The organism is Paenibacillus sp. JSM ZJ436, from assembly GCF_044383795.1.
Taxonomy (GTDB): domain Bacteria; phylum Bacillota; class Bacilli; order Paenibacillales; family Paenibacillaceae; genus Paenibacillus_AQ; species Paenibacillus_AQ algicola.
The window spans coordinates 153960-173325 of sequence record NZ_JBISEO010000008.1 but is presented as its reverse complement, the minus strand read 5'-3'; the positions used below and the strand labels follow the sequence as shown (position 1 = coordinate 173325).

Below are 19366 nucleotides of genomic sequence, written 5' to 3'. Positions count from 1 at the left end.
CGTTTCTTCATTAATAAACCAAACCTGAACAATTTCTTTGGCCTTATTTATATATTTTTGATCCTCTGTGAAATAATAGGCCAATGTTAATGTATTTAATGATGTAAACATTTCTCTTAACCGAGTAAAATCAGTATCCGAACCTCTAGTTATAGGATTAAGTACACCATCTTTATAAATCCATGGCAGTCCATCCTCCTGTGTGGGGTCTGGCCAGTGGTATGGTGAAATACTGTAGTAATCATGAATGTCACCGCTTGCCGGAATAAGTGTTTTATTCGTTACAGGATCAATTGCCTTTGCCAGCTCTGCATCTGCTTCAAGAACCAGAGTCTTGTAAGCCTCTACAAACGTATGATTATTTGCTTCAATTTCTCTTTTTGCCAGGTTTAGCCTTTCTTCATTTAAATAAACCAGGCCCTTTTCGGTAGGAGCCCCGTTTTCATCAATATCTAACGGCGCATAAACAAGGATATCGTTGTAACTAAATTCGTGATATCCATTCAGTTCATTGGGCAGGATTTTTTCCCCTAACATCAGCTCACTTCTACTGAACATGGGTAACGCCCAGTCCTTTAATGAAGCTTCAACCCCTCCGCCTGTGATTTGTTTCCAGGTCCATTCTTTTTCTCCTAGAATGTATGGTATTACGAAATCATATCCTTTTTTCAGATTGACTCCTTTTTCCGTCTCGTAGGTCCATAAGTCGACCTCTGTAAAGCGACGGCTCAAGTCAGCAAGTCTTACTAATGCCCATAGGTTGTTAACTGTGTAGCTAACGGATTTAGTCCTTTTTAATTCAAGCGGTTGGCTGCCATCCGGATCAATTTGTGCTTCTACACGCTTTGTCATAGCCTCTCTGATCTTGGCTTCAGCCTCATTTATCTTACCTAAGTAAATCATGAGACCTACCACTTGATAATCATAGTTGGAACCGTGATTATTCGTCGTGTTATCTTCCGCGATCCCGAATTCACTTGTTGTTAACCACGTGTAATATTCGTTCAGCCATTTACCCATGACCGTCCGATCACTGTCACTCCACAAGTTGTTTTTCTCTAGCATTTGAATTGCTGTAATTACCTTACCGATATCTGTCCAATCGATCACAGCAAAATTTGTTCCATCTTCAGTACCTGGTCTAGCTTTACCATAGTTAATATTAGGATTTACTTTTGTTTCTTCATTGATAAACCACACCTGAACAATTTCTTTGGCCTTATTTATATATGTTTGATCCTCTGTGAAGTAATACGCCAAGGTTAAAGTGTCCAAAGATTTGAACATTTCCCTTAAGCGTTTCCAATCAGTATCAGGGCCTGCAGTTGTCGGATTGAATTCACCATCTTTATAAATCCAAGGCAGCCCATCCTCTTTTGTAGGATCTGGCCAAAAATATGACGCAATCGTATAATAATCATGAATGTCACCGCTTGCCGGAATAAGTGTTTTATTCGTTACAGGATCAATTGCCTTTGCCAGCTCTGCATCTGCTTCAAGAACCAGAGTCTTGTAAGCCTCTACAAACGTATGATTATTTGCTTCAATTTCTCTTTTTGCCAGGTTTAGCCTTTCTTCGTTTACATAAATCAGATCAGTCTCACGTTCTTGTGTCACTTCTTCACCTAGGATGGTAAGATTAAATTCTTTTTGTGCACTTTTCCCATTCTGAGTTCCTGTTACAGTTAATTTAGCTTGCTGATTGTAATCTCCGCGAGTGATGTCTACAACTCCTGTTGTATTGTCAACAGTAGCTGATGCATGGTCAGAAGTCCAACTAAATACGGTGTTCCTTGTTCCTTTAATTGGTACGCTAAAATTCTGTACGATCCCCCACATATTAGCAATTGAAATTTCATCCAAGTCCGCTTGTATATTGAATTCATCTGTATTCGGTACCGCAGCCGACGCTTTCATTGCGTACAATCTAATACCTACACCATATTTGGTTTTATCAGCTAATGTCCAGTAAGCGCTATCCACTTGTTGCATATCCATACCATTCACAAGAGGATATTCTTTTAATTCCCCGCTGTTTATCCCCACATATATTTTATCTTCAACGGTATCCACAACGACCTTGGCCATCGCCTTCTCCTCTAGCACCACTGTACTAAGTGTCTCGTATGAGCTTCCGGTCTTTACCTTCACCTCGTTACCTTGGTGCTGCATAGATAACACGGTGTTACTTGAACCTTGCGCACTCTTGGCTGCAAGGTTAAATTGAGCTCTACCTGCACCGCCATCTGTGCTGCTGTTTGCAAATTCAAGGTCTATTGTTACAATACCTGTTGCATCTTCACTAAACTGTCTTTTTAGTGCTTTACCACTGCTGTCCCCTTCCGAACGATACAACTCCATATATTCATGGGTATACCCTTCACCATTTTTCACTGTCCAATCCATTGATAAATTACCCTGCACATCATTATAGCTCTCATCAAATAGCACCTGCGAAGAAACTTCTTCTGCACCATTCGAATCTTGAGATGTATTAGCATACACATAGCCATTGGGTGATAGAACTGAACTGATGCACACACACGACACCATCATAACCGTCAATTTACTTTTGATACTTTTTAGCATTTTAGAGTTAGACATAGATCATATTCCCTCCTCAGTTCGCTTAATCATGCTTTATTCATTTAACGTGTTAACGTATCTGTCATACTCCTTCCTTTACGGTATAATGGGCACGGTACCTGATTCGTCCGTTGCGTAACCCCAGAGATTGATGTAATGTTCTCCAGGTAAAAATTCGTCGTTACGCTTCTCCAGCATCCTCATAAGCAGGTCATCCAACTCTTTCTGTAAATGGACCATTTCTGGCACCCTGCATAAATTATAAAGCTGGTATGGGTCTAACGCATTATCGTACAGCAGCCATGGGCCACTCAGATCTCGCACGTACGTATACCGCTTCGTGCGGATTCCGCGATACTCGCGGCCACCTAGGGAACGGCGGTACTCTCCAGCCGGATGAATACAAGCAATCAACGCCGCTTCCGCCGGGGCTGGCTCAGTTCCATACAAGAATGGTGCATAATTAATACCTTCGACGGTTGATGGAATCGCAATTCCACTTAAACCCAGCAATGTTGGCATAATATCCGGGCTATTGAATGGTTCTTTAATTCGTTTACATTCTCTTGAAAAAACCGATGGATAACGCAGCAAAAACGGCACTCGGATCGACTCGTCCCACGGTCGCTGCTTGCGTATATCTCCTTGTGAATAAATCATGTCCCCATGGTCGGACGTGTAGACAAAGATCGTATCCTCATCCTTTCCCGTTTCCATCAGAGTCGTCAGCAGATCACCGACATATTCGTCGAGTGCAGAGATATGGGCGTAATAACCGGCCAAATCTCTGCGCGCGTCCAGTTCGGCTGTAGCAGGTACATTGTCGCGGAGCATGAGCTTCTCAGGCTCATACATTTCCCTGAACTGTTGTGGTGCAGTATGATATGGATTGTGCGGCGGCCCCCATGACAGCACCAGGAAAAAAGGCTTGTCGCTAGCCTGCCGTGCGCGGATATAGTTCTGCGCATCACGTGTTTGAGCTTCTGCATCATAGCCCTTCCATTGCTGTTTAATATCCGTGTCCGCATAATAGAGCGAATGATTATAGTCGTGCGTACACTCCAGAACCTTCCAGTAATCAAACCCCTGACGATCCTCTCCAGCGATATATTTGCTTCGACCACGACCATCGACATGCCATTTGCCTATATAGGCCGTATCGTAACCAGCGCATTTAAAGGCATCGGCACAGGACACCGCTTCATGATTAAGATGAACATCGTTAACGAACACCCCATGTGTCAGCGGGTAGCGTCCTGTTAAAAAAGTCGCCCTATATGGACTACAGCACGGGACATTAGCTACGGCAGTGTCTAGGCTGACGGACTCTCTTGCCAGTGCATCCAGATTCGGCGTCTTGACATCTGGATTACCATTATATCCTGTTGCCTCCGCGCGGTGCTGATCACTAAATACATAGACAACATTAGGTTGCTCCTTCATTAATTCACGCCTTTCCTAATCATTAACATCTGAAGTTTTTAAAACTTTGCTATGACGAAGTATTACAGGTCCAATGAGTCCGGAAGGCTCTTGCTGCCTATATATGGAGAAGCGATCCCGTACTTGCTTCACAAGTGTATTCGTCACTTCTACGACTACTACGTTGCTCCCTGCTTGAAGAAAGCTAGTCACTTCAAAGAGGTAGGGAGGACAGATCCGGATTCCAGCATGATGTCCGTTGATCCAAAGTTCCACTGTTTCATAGGCAGCACCCAAGTCTAGCACCACTGTACCCGCGAAGTTTTCAAAGGCAATCATCGTTTCGTATCGAAAGGTACCGCTAAACCTTGGGAGATGCTCCGGAACCGCAAGGTTAATCAACTTTGGTAACGTGCAATATGGCTTGAAATGAGGGTATTGATTCGCTTCCGCTGTACTCACCTTCCACTCCGCTACAATCGTTTGATTTACTGCAGTTTCATGCCGTGGTCTAGGAGACAAGCTCCATTTCAAATCATCCAAGGACTCATCCCAAAGGAAAACTTTAGACTCGTATGGCTCTAGATGTAATAGAATACGGCACCCATGTTCTGTTACATCACTCGGATATTTTCTGACCTCGTTGTCAAATGCATCATATTCATACACGACGCCGTTCAAATTGATGTTTACTTGATCATGAATGGCATCGTAAGGATGTTCATTAAACATCATGAGGAACCGAGCATTCTGTCTTTGATATAGGTATACCCTCAGATCTGGCTGAAATTTGTCCATTTTCAAATAAGAGGTGAAGCGCTGTTGAATCTGTTCTACGAGCAATTCTAGAGGTACCGTATATTGGTTCTCATGTTCTGCCATAGACTTAAGCACGCTGTGTACGTCTACTCCGTCGCTCGACCTTACTGGAAGATTCTCTACGAAGTAGATGGTCAGGCCCTCCTGCATCGCTTCATATAAAGAATGGAGTAACTGGCTTGGCAGTGCTTCCGCGTATGGAATAATAAGATAATGAAAACGTTCTTCGTTTATGATAAGCTGCTGGTCAGATATGATCATCCTATCTTGAAGTAGGTCGGCAGGTACGACATCACAATCGATCTGTCGCTCCAACAACTGCCGTACCGGTCTCTGAAACAGCTGAGCTTCTCCAGACCATTCTGCTTCAGCATGGTACATCACGGCTGCGCTAGCAATATGCGTGCCTCCATTTAATAAATGAGAGAGACGATTTGTATATTCCATGAGCGTCTTCAAATAACGATATTGAGGGTTATTCCCTTGTGCGTAAAAATGCGGCGGACAATCATCATCCGGGAATGCCTTGGGCGAGAATGCATGCGGGATAAAATGATTGACTCCCCGGACAAGCATATGATCGGTGAGCCATTTCATCAGTTTCAATCCCTCTACCCATCCGTAGGCACCGAAGATTTCGCAGATGGTTCTACCTTTCTTTTTAGCATCGAGATGGCCCAAAGAGGATGCCATCTTCGCCAAGCCATAGTGGTAAAACTCCCCGTCACCTGCTCCAAGAGCGATACGGAAATCGTAGGTCATACCAGGAATAATTTGCTGCAGCACTACATCCACGCCAGACATATCCTGATCCCACAGCGCTCTGTAGAAATGTCCGACGCCTGCTCCCAGCCTAGCATGTGCATTATTATCCTCAATGACATGGCTGATATATTCCACACCCTTTGCTCGACACCAATCCGCTAAACGCTTGGTAAAGCAAGTAGCATACCGCCTTGTAAGCGTATCCATATAATGATAACGAAAAGATGATGCTCTGCTTCCTGAGTTATACCATAATAGCGGCAGTTGGGTAATTAAGTCCTCACCCGGCAATTTCTGTTGTAACAGCGTAAGCATATCCGTGCACCATGGCAGTACCATAGGGGTCTTTCCAATGATAGCTTCCAAAGAGTTAATATTCCCAAATCTTGGCTCATCACTAAAAAAACCAGATAAGGTGTTTCCAAACTTATGCCGCAACCGTTCATAATGAGGCTCATAAACGGTTTGTAACAGTACATCAACGGCTTCAGGTTCCAAAGGATTGAGATGATATTGTAGTCTTTCATGGCCCCCTTCGTTTGTCAGTTTGAGCATGAACACTCGCCAGTGACCTTCTGGTACATCCCAAAATAAGACTCCGTCACGAATAAAAACATTAAGGTTCATCAGTGAACCTAATTCTTCCGTTCCAGTCAAGCGTTCTGCTGCAACGATTCCCACCAGTTCTTCCCCGTCTAGAATATGTTCTCCTACCAACAGTGATGCTCCCGGCATCGATCCCACCACATCGATGTGATCCACTCTTAGATATCGGTTCCTTAGATGCGGAAACTCATATTTCATTCGACCCGCCGCATAACCGGTTGGAAAATGTGAGTCATCGAATATCCACACTTTCATGTCTTGATTTTCTGCTTCTTCCATAATGATTTCCAAATCTCTCCACCAGCCAGATCCAACAAAATCTGGATGTGTTCTGGATTCAACACATACGGCCCGTATCCCGCTCTCACGAATTTTTCTCAACTCTGTCCGTAATACTAATTCCTCCTGACCTTGCTGCCAGAAAAATGGTAGCACATAGTTCCCTTCTTCTCCGGATAGGTTATCTATCAATTTTGCGTCCATGTTTCCTCCTTTGCCGCCAATTTGATCTCGCATCATCGGAATTACGTATAATCCTTGTTATAAGATGTAGAGATGTTTGCTTGAAAAGGAAGCCGCTTGCGCGGCCCCCTCGTTATATTGTTTTCCATTTATTGTTTGCCGTTTTGCTGATACCATTCTGTCGCTTCCTTGATCAGCTCATCGCCTCCACGTGCACGCCAGTTGTTAACGAATTCGTCAAAGTAGTCAAGAGGCTTTTCGCCCAGAACAATCCGTCCGGCAGTTTCAATAAACATAGTAGACGGTGTCACATAATCGCCGATCTCCGGCTGATCGGATTTGAAGCTCGGTGCCCCCGCAGTCACATTAGTCGTGCCTTCCTTCTTCCCAATCTCATATACCTCCTTGATCTTCGCTACAGCTTGCTCGTCTCCGCTTAACACCAGCTGAATTTCCTCGTTAAAACCTACCATGTTGAAGACGAGTGGACGCCAAAGTGCGGTTTTGTCATCCGTATCCTTCTGCTTGTTATAATCGATCTTGCCGTTATCCTTGGTAACCGTTATACCCGGTACCCCGAATTGAACGAACTCTTGACCTTCCTCAGTTACAAGCCAATCGAACAGTCTCACTGCAGCAGCAGGGTCTTTACTTGACTTTGTAATTGAGAACGCTTTATTGTGAGGGCTCTTATTAAAGCCTGATTCTTTGACACCCGGGGCTTTGGGTGTAGGAATTGCAATAACCTCAGGATTGCCATTCGGAAGCGATTTGTTCAAGCGTTCCTGCCAATCCCAAGCGAGATTTGGAGCATGAACCCATGCGCCCACAAGATCACTTTGAATCTTTTGCTCCCATACATTTCGTTTGTTGGACATGAATTCGCTGTCGATAAGCTTCTCTTCCATCATCTTTTTCACGATGCCAAGCGCCGGCTTCATATTCTTACTTACATACTGCGGGATAACCTCGTTATTTTCGATCGTTCCTCCGTACAAGTTTACACCATACATGCTCAGCACATTATCTAACCAGGTGAAATTCTCACGGGCAGAGAATGGTATTTCATCCTGTATGCCATTACCGTTCGGATCCTTGTCGCGGAATGCGCGAAGCATATCCAGAAACTCGGCATCTGTCTTTGGAGCTTCCTTTATACCTACCTTGTCCATCCAGTCCTTACGAACGAAGAGCACTCTTGCTACCGGACTGTCACCCAGCGGAGCTTCGGGAATCGCCAGAATCTTGCCATCCCGTGTGACTGCATCCCATGCATCTTGTGAAATTACCTTTTTTAAATTAGGTCCATGCTCTTCAATAAGATCATTGAGTGGCAAGAGCTGATCGTTATCTGCTAGCTCTGCATTTATTCCCCACCCCTGCACAATGTCAGGGATCTCGCCGCTCGCAAATTTGACACTCAATTGATTCCGGTATTGACTGTTTGGAATGAAGGTAATATTCAGGTCCGTATTCGTCTTCTCAGCCAAATACTTCACTGTAGGATCGTCCATGGACTCGCCCCCCGGCACAGGCTGGCCTGCGTCTGATGCAAACATTGAAATTTTTGCAGGTCCCTTCACTTCTGTACTCGTCCCTGAGCCTTCTGAATTTTCGGTCTTTGCTGTAGAGCATCCAGCTGTAGAAACAGCTAAGGCAAGCGTTAGAGTAATCCCGAGCCATTTTCGCTTGATTGACATTGTTGTACCCCCTATTTTTAGTTTTATTTGGCATTACAGGATATCATATATGACATCCTTGATATATGAAGGCTTATTGCCTGCATAGCGTTACTCTTTAACTGAGCCTAATGTGGCACCTTTTACAAAGTGCTTCTGGAGAAATGGATACAGCACCACGATCGGCAATGTAGCCAGTACAATCGTCGCCATCTCCAGCGCCTGCGGCAGCATGTTTGAAGATTCAGCCGCAGCGGCACTAGCCATATCATTGTTGGAGCCTAAAGAGATGAGATTATATAGATATACCTGCAGCGTCTGCATGTCCCTGTCATTGATATATAACAGCGGTGTAAAATAATTGTTCCAATGACCTACAGCATAGAAGAGCAGCAAAGTAACCAGAATCGGCTTTGAAAGCGGTGTTACAATACTCCACACGATGCGATAATCGTTCATCCCGTCTACTTTGGCCGCATCAAACATCTCTTCAGGAAGACCACGAAAGAAAGTAATGCACAACATCATATTGAATGCACTAATAGCCGTAGGAACGATCAGAGCCCATATTGTATTCAGCATACCAAACTCTTTAACGACCAGATACATCGGAATCATGGGCGCGTGGAAGATCATCGTAAACACAATGAACAGCAAAATCGGGCGGCGCCCCCGAAGGTACGGCTTCGACAAAGGGTATGAGCCGATAATGGTCAACACCATGTTCAGTAATGTACCCAGTACTACAACCCTAATCGTGAGCCAGCCCGCCTCCCAGAAAGCCTTAGTTTGCGTAACCAGCTTATAATGGTCCAAAGTTGGCTCGACCGGCCACAGTGTTACCCGGGAGTGGATAATTGCATTGGCTGAGCTGAAGGAGCCGGCCACCACATGAAGCAACGGGATAATGGCAGCTAAGCTTAACAAGCTCAGCAGAATGATGTTCATCGTATCAAACAGCTTCTCGCCTGTTGATTTTCGTATTTCCATTCGTTGTCGCCTCCTTCTCTTAATACAGGCTCTCGCCGGTTGTTCGCTTACTTAACTGATTGGCTGACACTAAGAGGATAAATCCAATTACCGATTTGAACAAGCCGATTGCGGTTGTAAGACTGAATTCCCCGTTCAAGATCCCTAGTCGGTACGAATACGTATCGAGCACCTCTCCGACTGACAATGTCACCGGGTTAAGGAAGATATAAATTTGTTCAAATCCTACATCAAGTACATTCCCGATTTTCAACAATAGCAGAATTGTAATAGCAGGCATTAACCCCGGGAGAGTTACATATATGAATTGCTTCCAGCGACCGGCTCCGTCAATCTTGGCTGCTTCATAAAGTGATGGATTGATTCCGGATAAAGCAGCCAGAAAGATGATCGTACTCCACCCCATCTCCTTCCATATACCTGTTCCCACTACTACAGTACGGAACAACTCGGTTGATTGCAGGAAGTTGATAACAGGTTCACCAATTTCCTTAAACAGATTGTTCACCATACCGGTTTGGGTCGAGAACATCATGTAGGCCAGTCCGTAAACTAGCGCCCAAGACAGAAAGTGAGGCAAGTACAATACCGTCTGGACTCCCCTTTTGAAGGCCATTAGTCGCACCTCATTGAGCAGACAAGCCAGAATAATCGGAGCAGGGAAGGCGAACACAATCTGATAGAAGCTTATAATCATAGTGTTCTTAAACAAGTCAATGTACATCGGATTATTGAACATAAGCTCAAACCATTTAAACCCTACCCACTCGCTTCCTAAAAAACCTTGGAATATATTGTAGTTCTTGAATGCAATGACGGAGCCAAGTAGCGGGACGTACTTAAATACAATAAAATAAAAAATGACGGGAATTAGCATGACGTAGAGCGCATGGTTTTTCTTTACAAAGCTGAGGAATGAAACATCCCCTGATACTCTTCGAGCCCCAGGCTGCTTCTTCTTTTCTTCCTTTGACAGCATCTGTAGCGACTTGCTTTGCATGGTTGGTCTTTCTCCTCTCTATGTGCACTGTTGTTTGATGTAACTTAATGATATCCAAGATTTGATAAGCCCGCTACGACAGGATATTCGGAAATTACCCGATGATGTTCTGCAATTTACCCGGTAAAAATAAAAAGAGAACAATCCGGCACTTTTCAATGAACCGGATAGTTCTCCAAATTTAGTAATGATGTCATGACTTCATCCTTTTCTTGTAATCGAGCGGGCTTAGCCCGTAATGCTTTTTAAAAATTTGTGTGAAATAATCTGCATCCTCATAACCCACTTGTTTGGCGATCTCATACACTTTGCTGCCTCCTTCAAGCAACAAGTTACGTGCCAGCTGCATGCGTTCTAACACAATGTAGGTATGAATTGTCTGTTCTGTTTCCTCCTTAAACAGCTTGCACATATAAGTTTTGTTCAGCGCCACATGGTCCGCGAGGTTTTGAAGATTGATGGACTCGCCGCAATGCTCTTTAATATATTCTTTAATTTGATTCACGACTTTAACCGACTGTTGATCTCTGACTCCACGCATGCTTGCAATCAGCCGATAAGCCCCTTCCTCCAGCCTGCGTACGGCGCATAACCGGAAGTAGTATCGCGTGCTCGACAGTTCCAGATGCTTATCACCTAACCCTAGATCCTTGCCTTCATCCAGCTCCATCTGTAACCTATCGGACGTTAACTCCTCGACTAAGGTTTGAAGCCACAAATTGGAGAGAGGGTTTAATAGATAATAATTCCCCTCCACCCACCGCTCGAGTAAATCCAATGTTTCTACGATCAGAAGTGGGAACGTGTCCATCCGGAGGGTCTGAATATGCTCCAGCCATTGCTCCAGCTGGGCCCGGTGATGCGGCAGCCGCTTGAGGAACAACTGAGCGGCATCCCGATTGCGAAGCTCGTGAATTTTGTTCGTTGCTTTGATCAATGCCTTGTTCATTGATTCCTTCTTAACAGGTTTCAGTACATAGTCAAGAGCATTTAACTCTATGCTTTGCTTAGCATATTCAAAGTCGTCATAACTGGATACGACCAAGCATGCCATCCAGCGAAATTTGGCGTTGATCTGTTCAATGAGTTGCAACCCATCCATGACTGGCATCCTTATGTCAGTAATACATAGGTCGGCGTAAGACTCCTTGAGCCATTCCACTGCTTGTTCGCCATTGGATACCATTCCGGAGACGACGGTCATGTCATTAAATCCTTCTACAAAGACCGATAAACTTTGACGAATTAGGGGTACGTCATCAACGATCAGTACACGAATCATGCATTAAACCCTCCTTTTGTTCCCATGGGTAAATGATAGTAATCTTAGTCCCTCGCTGATTAAAAGCTCTGTCTACCTTAACCCCCGTATGCTCATCTTTATAAAAGGTAATTAGCCGATAATGAACGTTTAGCAGACCAATTCTGGTCAGCATTATGAACTCTTGTTCAGTATGCAGCTGCTTTAAGGCATGCTGAATCTCTTGAAGTCGCTCAGCGGTCATACCAATTCCATCATCCTCCAACTCAATACTTATATATCGCTCTTCAACAAGTTTCACTCGTACTTGTATGGCAAGCTTACCTCCGTTCACCTCGTAACTATGCTTAATGCTATTTTCAACAAAGGGCTGCAGAACTGCCTTTAGGCACTTGGCATCCAGTAGTTCCGGTTCAATAAGCACCTGAAAGGATATATCATCCTGATACATCAATGTAATAATGTGCATATAATCATGCACATGCGCAATTTCTTCGGCAAGGGTTACTTCCGTATCTCTATAGTTGGATGTGTACCGGAGCATGTTCGAAAGAGCAACGGTGGTATTCATAATTCCGTCGTGTCCCGCGATATTTGCCATAGAGTTAATCGACTCAAGTGCGTTATAGAGAAAATGGGCATTGATCTGAGACTGAAGTGCGGATAATATCGCACGTTGCTGGACGACACGAGCTTCCGCCAGCTCTTGAATAGACGTATCGATTCTCTCCAGCAAATGGTTGTAAGCCTCCCCGAGCTCACCAATTTCATCAATGCCGGTTACCTGGGTGCGAATATCAAATCGACCTAATTTTGTCATCCGCATCGTCCGGCGCAGTTCCTTTAATCTCCGAGTGATGGAAGAGGAAATAATAAAGATCAATACAGCCGACACTACCAGAGCGGTAAGGGTCATTGCTATGGTCCAGTTGCGAATATTCTGAATACTGACAGCCAAATCATCATAGGGCACAAAAGAGACAACCTTCCAATTTGTTCGGCTAATGCTCTGAAAGACAACCATCTGTTCAGTTTCTTCAAGATAGAAGGAGCCTGCATCCTTGCCCAGCATAGGTTGGCTGATCCGCTCCGCCACTAGTGTGTTCACCTTAGAAGTTTCAGGTGAGGTTATAATACGACCTGCTTCATCTACGATCAAGGAGTAACCATTATCACCAAGATGAATTTCGTTAAGAATAGCCTGTAATGACATCAAGGAAATATCCATAGCTAAATAGGTTGTTTTATCCGAGAAACGGAATTTCTGGACATAGGTTAGTACAGGCAATTGAAGCTGTTGATTCGACCGGTCTCTATAATCCAGCCTGAGCTCCACATGCTTGTAGGGTGAGCCAAGGGTTGCAATATTCTTAATCCAAGGCATTTGGCTAAATGAATAGTGGTAGGCGAGTACAATATCTTGAGCATGACTGCTTCGGTATACACTTTCATTTCCACCCTCTTGGTACAATACAACGGATAAAAGCTCTGGATGATAATGAATGTAAGGGCTGATCGTTCTCTCCTCCAAGGATTTCATCAGGTTGTAAAGTTGGAATCGATCACCTAACGCTGTCTTTGTCCACTGCATAAAATCAGCGCTCCCTGACATCGCTCGAAAGAACTGCTCATTATCACTAAGGTATCTTTCCATATTCAAATTAGCCTGCTTCAAAATTTGGCTACTGAAGCGTTGTACATCGGAATCAATAGCTTGAGAGCTCTTATAATAGCTAAACGTACCAATCGCAGTAACAATAATAGAGATGACTGAGGTTATGATGAGAATCAATTTCCAATATAATGAGCTCCTGATTTTATGAAGCATGGCTTATTCCCCCACGATCCCTGCAAAATATAATCATGATTCTAAATTTACGCTCAGGTAGTGTGTGAATTGTCAAGCACTATAAAAAGGATACGCTTTCAACTAAGCAAGTAAACAGGGAGTTCCTACTAGGTGAAAGTCAGTTTGTATATTCTTCATAAAAATCTGTTATCCTTTAAAAATTTGAGAAAAATTTATATAAAAGTAACTGCCAGAACCGACATGAATGACCATATTTCGCATCCGGCTGCATTGATTCAAGATGATGCCCATACGGCGCATATCATTAATAGCCATAGTGAGATCCATCTCACTATGGCTATCAGGACATAACAGCGACTACCACTCCTCCAGCTTAAGCTGGGGATCCGCTTTTAGATCCAGCCCGCTGACGGCTCCCTGCTTCCACTTGAGGTGAGCTGCGGCGGCGATCATAGCCGCGTTATCCGTGCAGTACACGTGCGGAGGGATGAGAAGCGGGATACCCTCCTGCTCACAGCGGGCGCTCAGGCGCTGCCGCAGACCGCGGTTGGCCGCGACCCCGCCGCAAAGCAGCAGCTGCTGGCTGCCGAATTCCTTGACGGCACGGATCGCTTTTTCCACCAGCACTTCCGTCACTGAATCCTGGAAGCCCTTCGCAATGGCTGCGGTCTGCACGTCTTCACCGCGCATTTTGCTCTGGTTAACAGCATTCAGCACCGCCGATTTCAAGCCGCTGAAGCTGAAATCATAGGAGTCTGGCTCCAGCCATACCCGCGGCAGCTCTACCGCCTCGCTGGCTTCAAGCGCCAGCTTGTCTACATGCGGCCCTCCCGGATAAGGAAAGCCCAGTGCACGCGCTACCTTGTCATACGCCTCTCCAACTGCATCATCCCGGGTGCGTCCGATCAGGCGGAAGTCTCCCTCCTCCTGCAGATCGACCAGCTCCGTATGTCCTCCCGACACAACGAGCGCCATGCACGGGTACTCCAGCGGAGAGACAATCCGGTTGGCATAAATATGCCCGGCAATGTGATGCGTTCCGATGAGCGGCTTGTTAAGGGCAAGCGCCAGGCTTTTGGCAGCCACGACGCCCACGAGCAGCGCTCCAACCAGTCCCGGTCCCTGGGTGACTGCAATACAAGAAAGCTCTTGCAGCTTCACACCTGCCAGCTGAACAGCCTCCTGGATGCTCAAAGTAATGTTCTCCACATGCTTGCGCGATGCGACCTCGGGCACAACACCCCCAAAGCTTTGATGGGTTTCGATCTGGCTCGCGATCACGTTAGACAGCACCTCATGTCCGTCACGCACAACCGCAACCGAGGTTTCGTCACAGCTGGTCTCAATCGCCAGAATGAGGCTGGAGACGTCTGAAGCTGCCGAATGTGTTTGCTTATGCTCTTGCTCTATCATGATATATCTTCGCTTCCTTCCTCCTGAGCCTGTGCCCGGTAAGCATCAAGCTCTGCCCACATAATGAGGGCGTCCTCCTGATTGTCGGAATAATAGCCTTTGCGGATGCCGGCGGGGGCAAAGCCTTTTTTGACATACAGATTCCGGGCCACCTCATTGCTTACCCGTACCTCCAGCGTCATGCGCTCCATCCCCATAAAAGCCGCCGTCTTCATCAGCTCGTCCAGCAGACGCTCGCCCCATTTTCGGCCCCGGTAGTCCCCCAGCAGGGCAACATTCGTAATATGGGCCTCGTCGACGATCGTCCACATCCCCGCATAGCCGATCAGCTGGCCTTCATATTCCATGACCATATAATGGGCAAAATGGTTCATCGTCATCTCATTTTGAAACGCTTCTTCGGTCCACGGAAGGCTGAAGGCATCCTGCTCGACCTCCATCACGCTGGGGATATCGTCCAGGGTCATACGCCTGAATGTCAGCCCCGCCTCCCGCTCCGGGTGCTCCTGTTGCTTCATCTGATGCTGGCCTCCCTTCACCGCTTGCGCAGCAGATTGCTTTCTGCCTCAGACAGCTGTGTATAATTCGGTACCAGCGTATGCGGCTCGTCCCGCTCTCCTCGCAGCAGCCGCTCTGCTCCCAGCAGACCCGCCCACTGGCCTTCCAGCTCATAGGGGAGAACCCTTACCGGTCCTCCATAAACCTCAGCCAGTCTGGATGCTGCATCGGCGTGAACCCCGGTGTCTCCAGTAAACCAGATTCCCGCAGGCAAAGAGTCCTTTTCCAGCGTGACCAGCCGTTCACTTAACTCCTCCACCCAAGATTGCATAAGCCGGATGGCATCCGGTGCAAGCCGCTCCGGTGCAGCACCCGTGCTTCCTTCAAATAACGCCGTATAGGCCTGGCCTCTGCGGGCATCCATCACAGGAATGACCCAATGCCGGCCAGACCCCGCTTCGTCGTGCCTCTTCAGCGCCTGCTCCAAACCGCCCCATGCCAGTGCGTGCAGGCTGGATATCCCCACAATCGGGATGTCGTTCGCCCAGGCCAGGGTCTTGGCCGCAGTCACCGCCATGCGCACGCCGGTATAAGATCCTGGACCCACACCGACCGCTATGCCGTCCAAATCAGCAACGGTAATCCCTGATTGCTGAAGAACACGCTCCAGCACCGGATGCATATGAACCGAATGATTTCGTTCTACACTTTCATGAATTTCGCCCAGCAGCTCCTGATCCTCCAGCACAGCTGCAGCCAGCGAGGCTGTGGACGTATCCAACGCCAAAAGCCGCTGTCGCGGCTTGCTTTGATTCCTGCTCATCGCTATCTAACCCCGTTCTGTTTCAAGTCGCGGCACCAGCCGTCCGTGATGTCACCCTGGCCGGTCAGCGTAATAAGGCGGGCCGAGTCGCCCCGGTGCTCCAGGTGAATATGCAGATGCTCCTGTGGCAGCAGCTCTGTGATGAGCGAGCTCCATTCCACCAGGCACACACCATCGCCGTAAAAATAATCGTCCAGCCCCAGCTCATCCGCTTCCTCCAGGGATAAACGATACACATCCATATGGTAGAGCGGCAATCGCCCCTCGTACTCTTTAATGATGGTAAAGGTCGGACTGTTTACCACACCACTCACGCCTAGCGCGCGGGCGAAGCACTGGGAAAAGGCCGTTTTACCCGCCCCAAGATCCCCGTCCAGGCCAATGACCGTACCAGGCTGTACCATGCCAGCCAGCCAAGCGGCCAGCCGCTCCGTATCCTCCAGCCCGGAAGACTCGTAATTAAATGTTTCTGTCATTTGTATTCACCCCATACGTGAATGCTAATCGTCAGCTCCAACATGTCCTTAATTATATCGGTCCCAACAAGCACCCGCAAGGGAAGCAAAGCGCAGGACGCAAAAAGGAGCCGGGACTCCCCGGCTCCTGTGACTCTGTATAAAAGGATAAATACTGCATATTGTATGTACTTTTTTTGATTTTTCTTCCATTTCGCCCTATTATTAATTACATGTATTAACATCTAAATACAGCTTGGAGGAGAACTAATGAAACGCATTGTCAAAATAGGACTTGCTGGAATCCTGCTCACAACCGTATTTTGCGCAGGTGCTTATGCTTCAACAGTAGTACCTAAAGTCTTTGTTCATGGCAATATCACTCAAAGCACAACAGCACCGAAAATTATTGATGGAACAGTCTATGTACCACTTCGTACAATATCTGAAGGCCTTGGAGCAAATATTCAATGGGATAATAAGAGTAAAACCGTGTATGTCAATTCTGATCCGAACTTCAAAACGGAAACCGGCAGCGTATCGTATGTAAATGAGCGTGATCTAGCATTTAATTGGATTATGGCCTACGATGATCGACGGAAGGAAGATGTACTTGCATTAAACGCGCCGGGATTCAGAACAGATATTTACAATGAAAGCTTCCCTATTGGAAACTACAATATGGCCAGCATTATCGAAATGCAACCTGTAGACCGCAGTGAAAATACTTTAACTGTGCGTATTGTGCAACGAGTCACCGCAGAAGATGATTACAATGTCAAAGTAGAGAAATGGAAATTCACATTTGAGGGAACTAACAAAATTAAATCGGTGATGATCGTACCGAAATCGACCCAGTATTTAGAACGATACACCTTGTTTCCAGGAACAAGCTTTGGAGAGTAGAATACCAACCATAAACATGTTCCCCTAAAAGTAAAGATCCTAAATAGCGAGTTAACTACTCAAGTATGACTTTCAGTTTGTCTATCTAAGATAGACAAACTCTTTGATTTAAAGCCGCTAAATTTAGCGGCTTTTTTGTTTGCATATGAAGACTCCTTTGAGGATTATACTAGCATGCACTATCGCTCAGCATGTCCGTAAGGAACTGTGATACAACTACTGTTTCATTTACTTCCGGTTCTTTTTCACAGGACTCTCTAATAAAGCCTCACTCGCCCTCCTGCAGGCGGTCTACACTGACCGTCATCGTGTTGGCCGGGCGGGAGCCCACCTGCACCGTCGCCATGCCGTTGGCATGGTCCAGTTCCTCGATCCACACCGGCTGGCCGGCAAGATGAACCTTAATCGTATCCGGTGATTCAAAAATATGAACAGCGCGCTGCATCTCCATCCTCTATTCCTCCTCTCCATAGCGGGGAGTCTCGTCCACCGTATTCATCGTATCCGTGGTCGTCTCTCCGATCTCCCCGTTGTCATCCTCTGTCACGTATCCGCCGCCGAGCCCTTCGTTGATCATCCGGTCCACATCAAACATCGTCGATTCCCGGGACAAGCCCCGGTCCTCGCCGGTCAGCTCCTCCCAATCCAGCATCTCGCCGTTTACAGGCTCCAGTGCGTCCTCATTGAAGAGTGAGCTGTGCTGATCCGGCAGTCCGCCGCTTTCCTTGCCTTGTCTTTCGTGCTGCTTCATGGTTATGCATGCTCCTTTTCTGCCAGGAATCCCTTCTCAATATGCCTCCATCCCCCCGGTATTATGCAGGCCGTAGCGTCATAAGAAGGTACTTTTTAGGGCAAACTATAAATAGTTTATACAGAAGCGATATCAAGGATAGAAAGGTTGTGCCGCCACATGCATACCGTCTGGAAGGGTGCCATCAGCTTCGGATTGGTCCATGTCCCTGTCAAAATGTTCTCCGCCACAGAAGATAAAGATATTTCGATGAAATATTTACATAAAGTCTGCGGCAGCCCGCTGTCCTATGTTCGCAAATGCCCCGTGTGCGAGGAGGAAGTAGCGTGGGAGGACATCAGCAAGGGCTATGAGTATGAGAAGGGACGCTTTGTTCTTTTTGAAAAAGAAGAGCTCGAGCAGCTCACCGATGCAAACAGCAAGAGTATTACGATTCTTGACTTTGTGAATTTGACGGATATTGATCCGATTTATTTCCAGAAGACGTATTATCTCTCTCCCGATCAGGCAGGGTCCAATGCATACCGCCTGCTGCTGGAGGCTATGCGGCTGTCGGGCAAAATCGGCATCGCCAAAATCGCCATCCGCTCCAAAAGCAGCCTCGCTGCCATCCGCGTGCTGGATGAATGCCTCGTGATCGAGACGATTTTTTATCCCGATGAGATTCGGCCGCTGTCACAGGTGCCCAACCTGCCGGAAGGCGTCGCCGTCAATGACAAGGAGCTGACCATGGCGCGCATGCTGATCGAGCAGCTGTCCACGCCGTTTGAGCCGGGAAAGTATACAGATGATTACCGGGAACGGCTGCTTGGCGCGATCCAGAGCAAGATTGCGGGCGAGGAAATTCAGGTCGCTCCGGCGGCGCAGGAGAGCAATGTTGTCGATCTGATGGCAGCCTTGCAGGCCAGCATTGAGGCTGTCAAGCCGATTGCGACGGACCCCGGGGACGCCGGCAAAAAGCGCAAGCCTGCCCGGAAGCCGGCGGCTGCAGCTGCGGCCAAGGTTAGCGGGGACGTCGGCGCCGCTCCCCCGGCCAAGCCGAAGCGGCAGAGCCGTAAAGCCAAGTCACCGGAAGCCGGCTCCTGATGGTCAGCGGCAGCCCCCTGTTTCCGAGGGAGCC

16 protein-coding genes are annotated in these 19366 nt (G+C 46.9%); 2 read left to right on the top strand and 14 right to left on the bottom strand.

Annotation, left to right across the window (positions count from 1 at the left end; all coding sequences use genetic code 11):
- The 12 genes from ACH6EH_RS12725 to tsaE all read right to left on the bottom strand — a co-directional run.
- The coding region (locus ACH6EH_RS12725; RefSeq protein ID WP_397332572.1) for an alginate lyase family protein at positions 1 to 2604 on the bottom strand (2604 nt) is incomplete at its 3' end.
- Positions 2605 to 2682: 78 nt separating this feature from the next.
- On the bottom strand, positions 2683 to 4029 hold the full coding sequence (locus ACH6EH_RS12720) for a sulfatase family protein (protein ID WP_397332571.1): 1347 nt from the start codon (positions 4027 to 4029) through the stop codon (positions 2683 to 2685).
- Positions 4030 to 4044: 15 nt separating this feature from the next.
- Positions 4045 to 6681 carry a glycosyl hydrolase gene (locus ACH6EH_RS12715; RefSeq protein ID WP_397332570.1) on the bottom strand — a complete coding sequence of 879 codons (2637 nt, stop codon included), beginning with the start codon at positions 6679 to 6681 and terminating at the stop codon, positions 4045 to 4047.
- A 128-nt stretch (positions 6682 to 6809) separates the two neighbouring features.
- Positions 6810 to 8219 carry an extracellular solute-binding protein gene (locus ACH6EH_RS12710; RefSeq protein ID WP_397332569.1) on the bottom strand — a complete coding sequence of 470 codons (1410 nt, stop codon included), beginning with the start codon at positions 8217 to 8219 and terminating at the stop codon, positions 6810 to 6812.
- Between the two features lie 231 nt (positions 8220 to 8450).
- Positions 8451 to 9329 carry a carbohydrate ABC transporter permease gene (locus tag ACH6EH_RS12705; RefSeq protein WP_138226827.1) on the bottom strand — a complete coding sequence of 293 codons (879 nt, stop codon included), beginning with the start codon at positions 9327 to 9329 and terminating at the stop codon, positions 8451 to 8453.
- 19 nt (positions 9330 to 9348) lie between these two features.
- A complete protein-coding gene (locus ACH6EH_RS12700; protein WP_233281041.1) occupies positions 9349 to 10329 on the bottom strand; it encodes an ABC transporter permease in 981 nt (326 codons plus the stop codon).
- A gap of 193 nt (positions 10330 to 10522) precedes the next feature.
- Positions 10523 to 11611, bottom strand: a complete 1089-nt coding sequence (locus tag ACH6EH_RS12695) for a response regulator (RefSeq protein ID WP_138226828.1) — start codon at positions 11609 to 11611, stop codon at positions 10523 to 10525.
- Complete coding sequence (locus ACH6EH_RS12690) at positions 11589 to 13418, bottom strand: sensor histidine kinase (RefSeq protein WP_138226829.1); 1830 nt, start codon at positions 13416 to 13418, stop codon at positions 11589 to 11591. Before ACH6EH_RS12690 ends, ACH6EH_RS12695 begins: the two co-directional genes overlap by 23 nt.
- Positions 13419 to 13757: 339 nt before the next feature.
- Complete coding sequence (gene tsaD / locus ACH6EH_RS12685; RefSeq protein WP_397332567.1) at positions 13758 to 14813, bottom strand: tRNA (adenosine(37)-N6)-threonylcarbamoyltransferase complex transferase subunit TsaD; 1056 nt, start codon at positions 14811 to 14813, stop codon at positions 13758 to 13760.
- Complete coding sequence (gene rimI / locus ACH6EH_RS12680) at positions 14810 to 15331, bottom strand: ribosomal protein S18-alanine N-acetyltransferase (protein ID WP_208203226.1); 522 nt, start codon at positions 15329 to 15331, stop codon at positions 14810 to 14812. Before rimI ends, tsaD begins: the two co-directional genes overlap by 4 nt.
- Positions 15332 to 15348: 17 nt before the next feature.
- On the bottom strand, positions 15349 to 16134 hold the full coding sequence (gene tsaB / locus ACH6EH_RS12675) for a tRNA (adenosine(37)-N6)-threonylcarbamoyltransferase complex dimerization subunit type 1 TsaB (protein ID WP_397332566.1): 786 nt from the start codon (positions 16132 to 16134) through the stop codon (positions 15349 to 15351).
- A 2-nt stretch (positions 16135 to 16136) separates the two neighbouring features.
- The gene (gene tsaE, locus ACH6EH_RS12670; RefSeq protein ID WP_397332565.1) at positions 16137 to 16610 is read right to left on the bottom strand and encodes a tRNA (adenosine(37)-N6)-threonylcarbamoyltransferase complex ATPase subunit type 1 TsaE; all 474 of its coding nucleotides are present in this window, start codon (positions 16608 to 16610) and stop codon (positions 16137 to 16139) included.
- Between the two features lie 249 nt (positions 16611 to 16859).
- On the opposite strand from tsaE, the gene ACH6EH_RS12665 reads away from it, so the two are divergent.
- Positions 16860 to 17495, top strand: coding sequence for a copper amine oxidase N-terminal domain-containing protein (locus tag ACH6EH_RS12665; protein ID WP_208203229.1), 636 nt, complete (start codon positions 16860 to 16862; stop codon positions 17493 to 17495).
- A 268-nt stretch (positions 17496 to 17763) separates the two neighbouring features.
- Here ACH6EH_RS12665 and ACH6EH_RS12660 read toward each other — a convergent pair whose 3' ends face one another.
- The gene (locus ACH6EH_RS12660; RefSeq protein ID WP_397332564.1) at positions 17764 to 17946 is read right to left on the bottom strand and encodes an H-type small acid-soluble spore protein; all 183 of its coding nucleotides are present in this window, start codon (positions 17944 to 17946) and stop codon (positions 17764 to 17766) included.
- Positions 17947 to 17949: 3 nt separating this feature from the next.
- On the bottom strand, positions 17950 to 18246 hold the full coding sequence (locus ACH6EH_RS12655) for a hypothetical protein (RefSeq protein WP_138226836.1): 297 nt from the start codon (positions 18244 to 18246) through the stop codon (positions 17950 to 17952).
- A 159-nt stretch (positions 18247 to 18405) separates the two neighbouring features.
- Between ACH6EH_RS12655 and ku the strand changes: the two genes are divergently transcribed.
- Positions 18406 to 19332: a non-homologous end joining protein Ku gene (gene ku / locus ACH6EH_RS12650; protein WP_397332563.1), complete on the top strand. Its 927-nt coding sequence runs from the start codon at positions 18406 to 18408 to the stop codon at positions 19330 to 19332.
- Positions 19333 to 19366 lie beyond the last annotated feature (34 nt).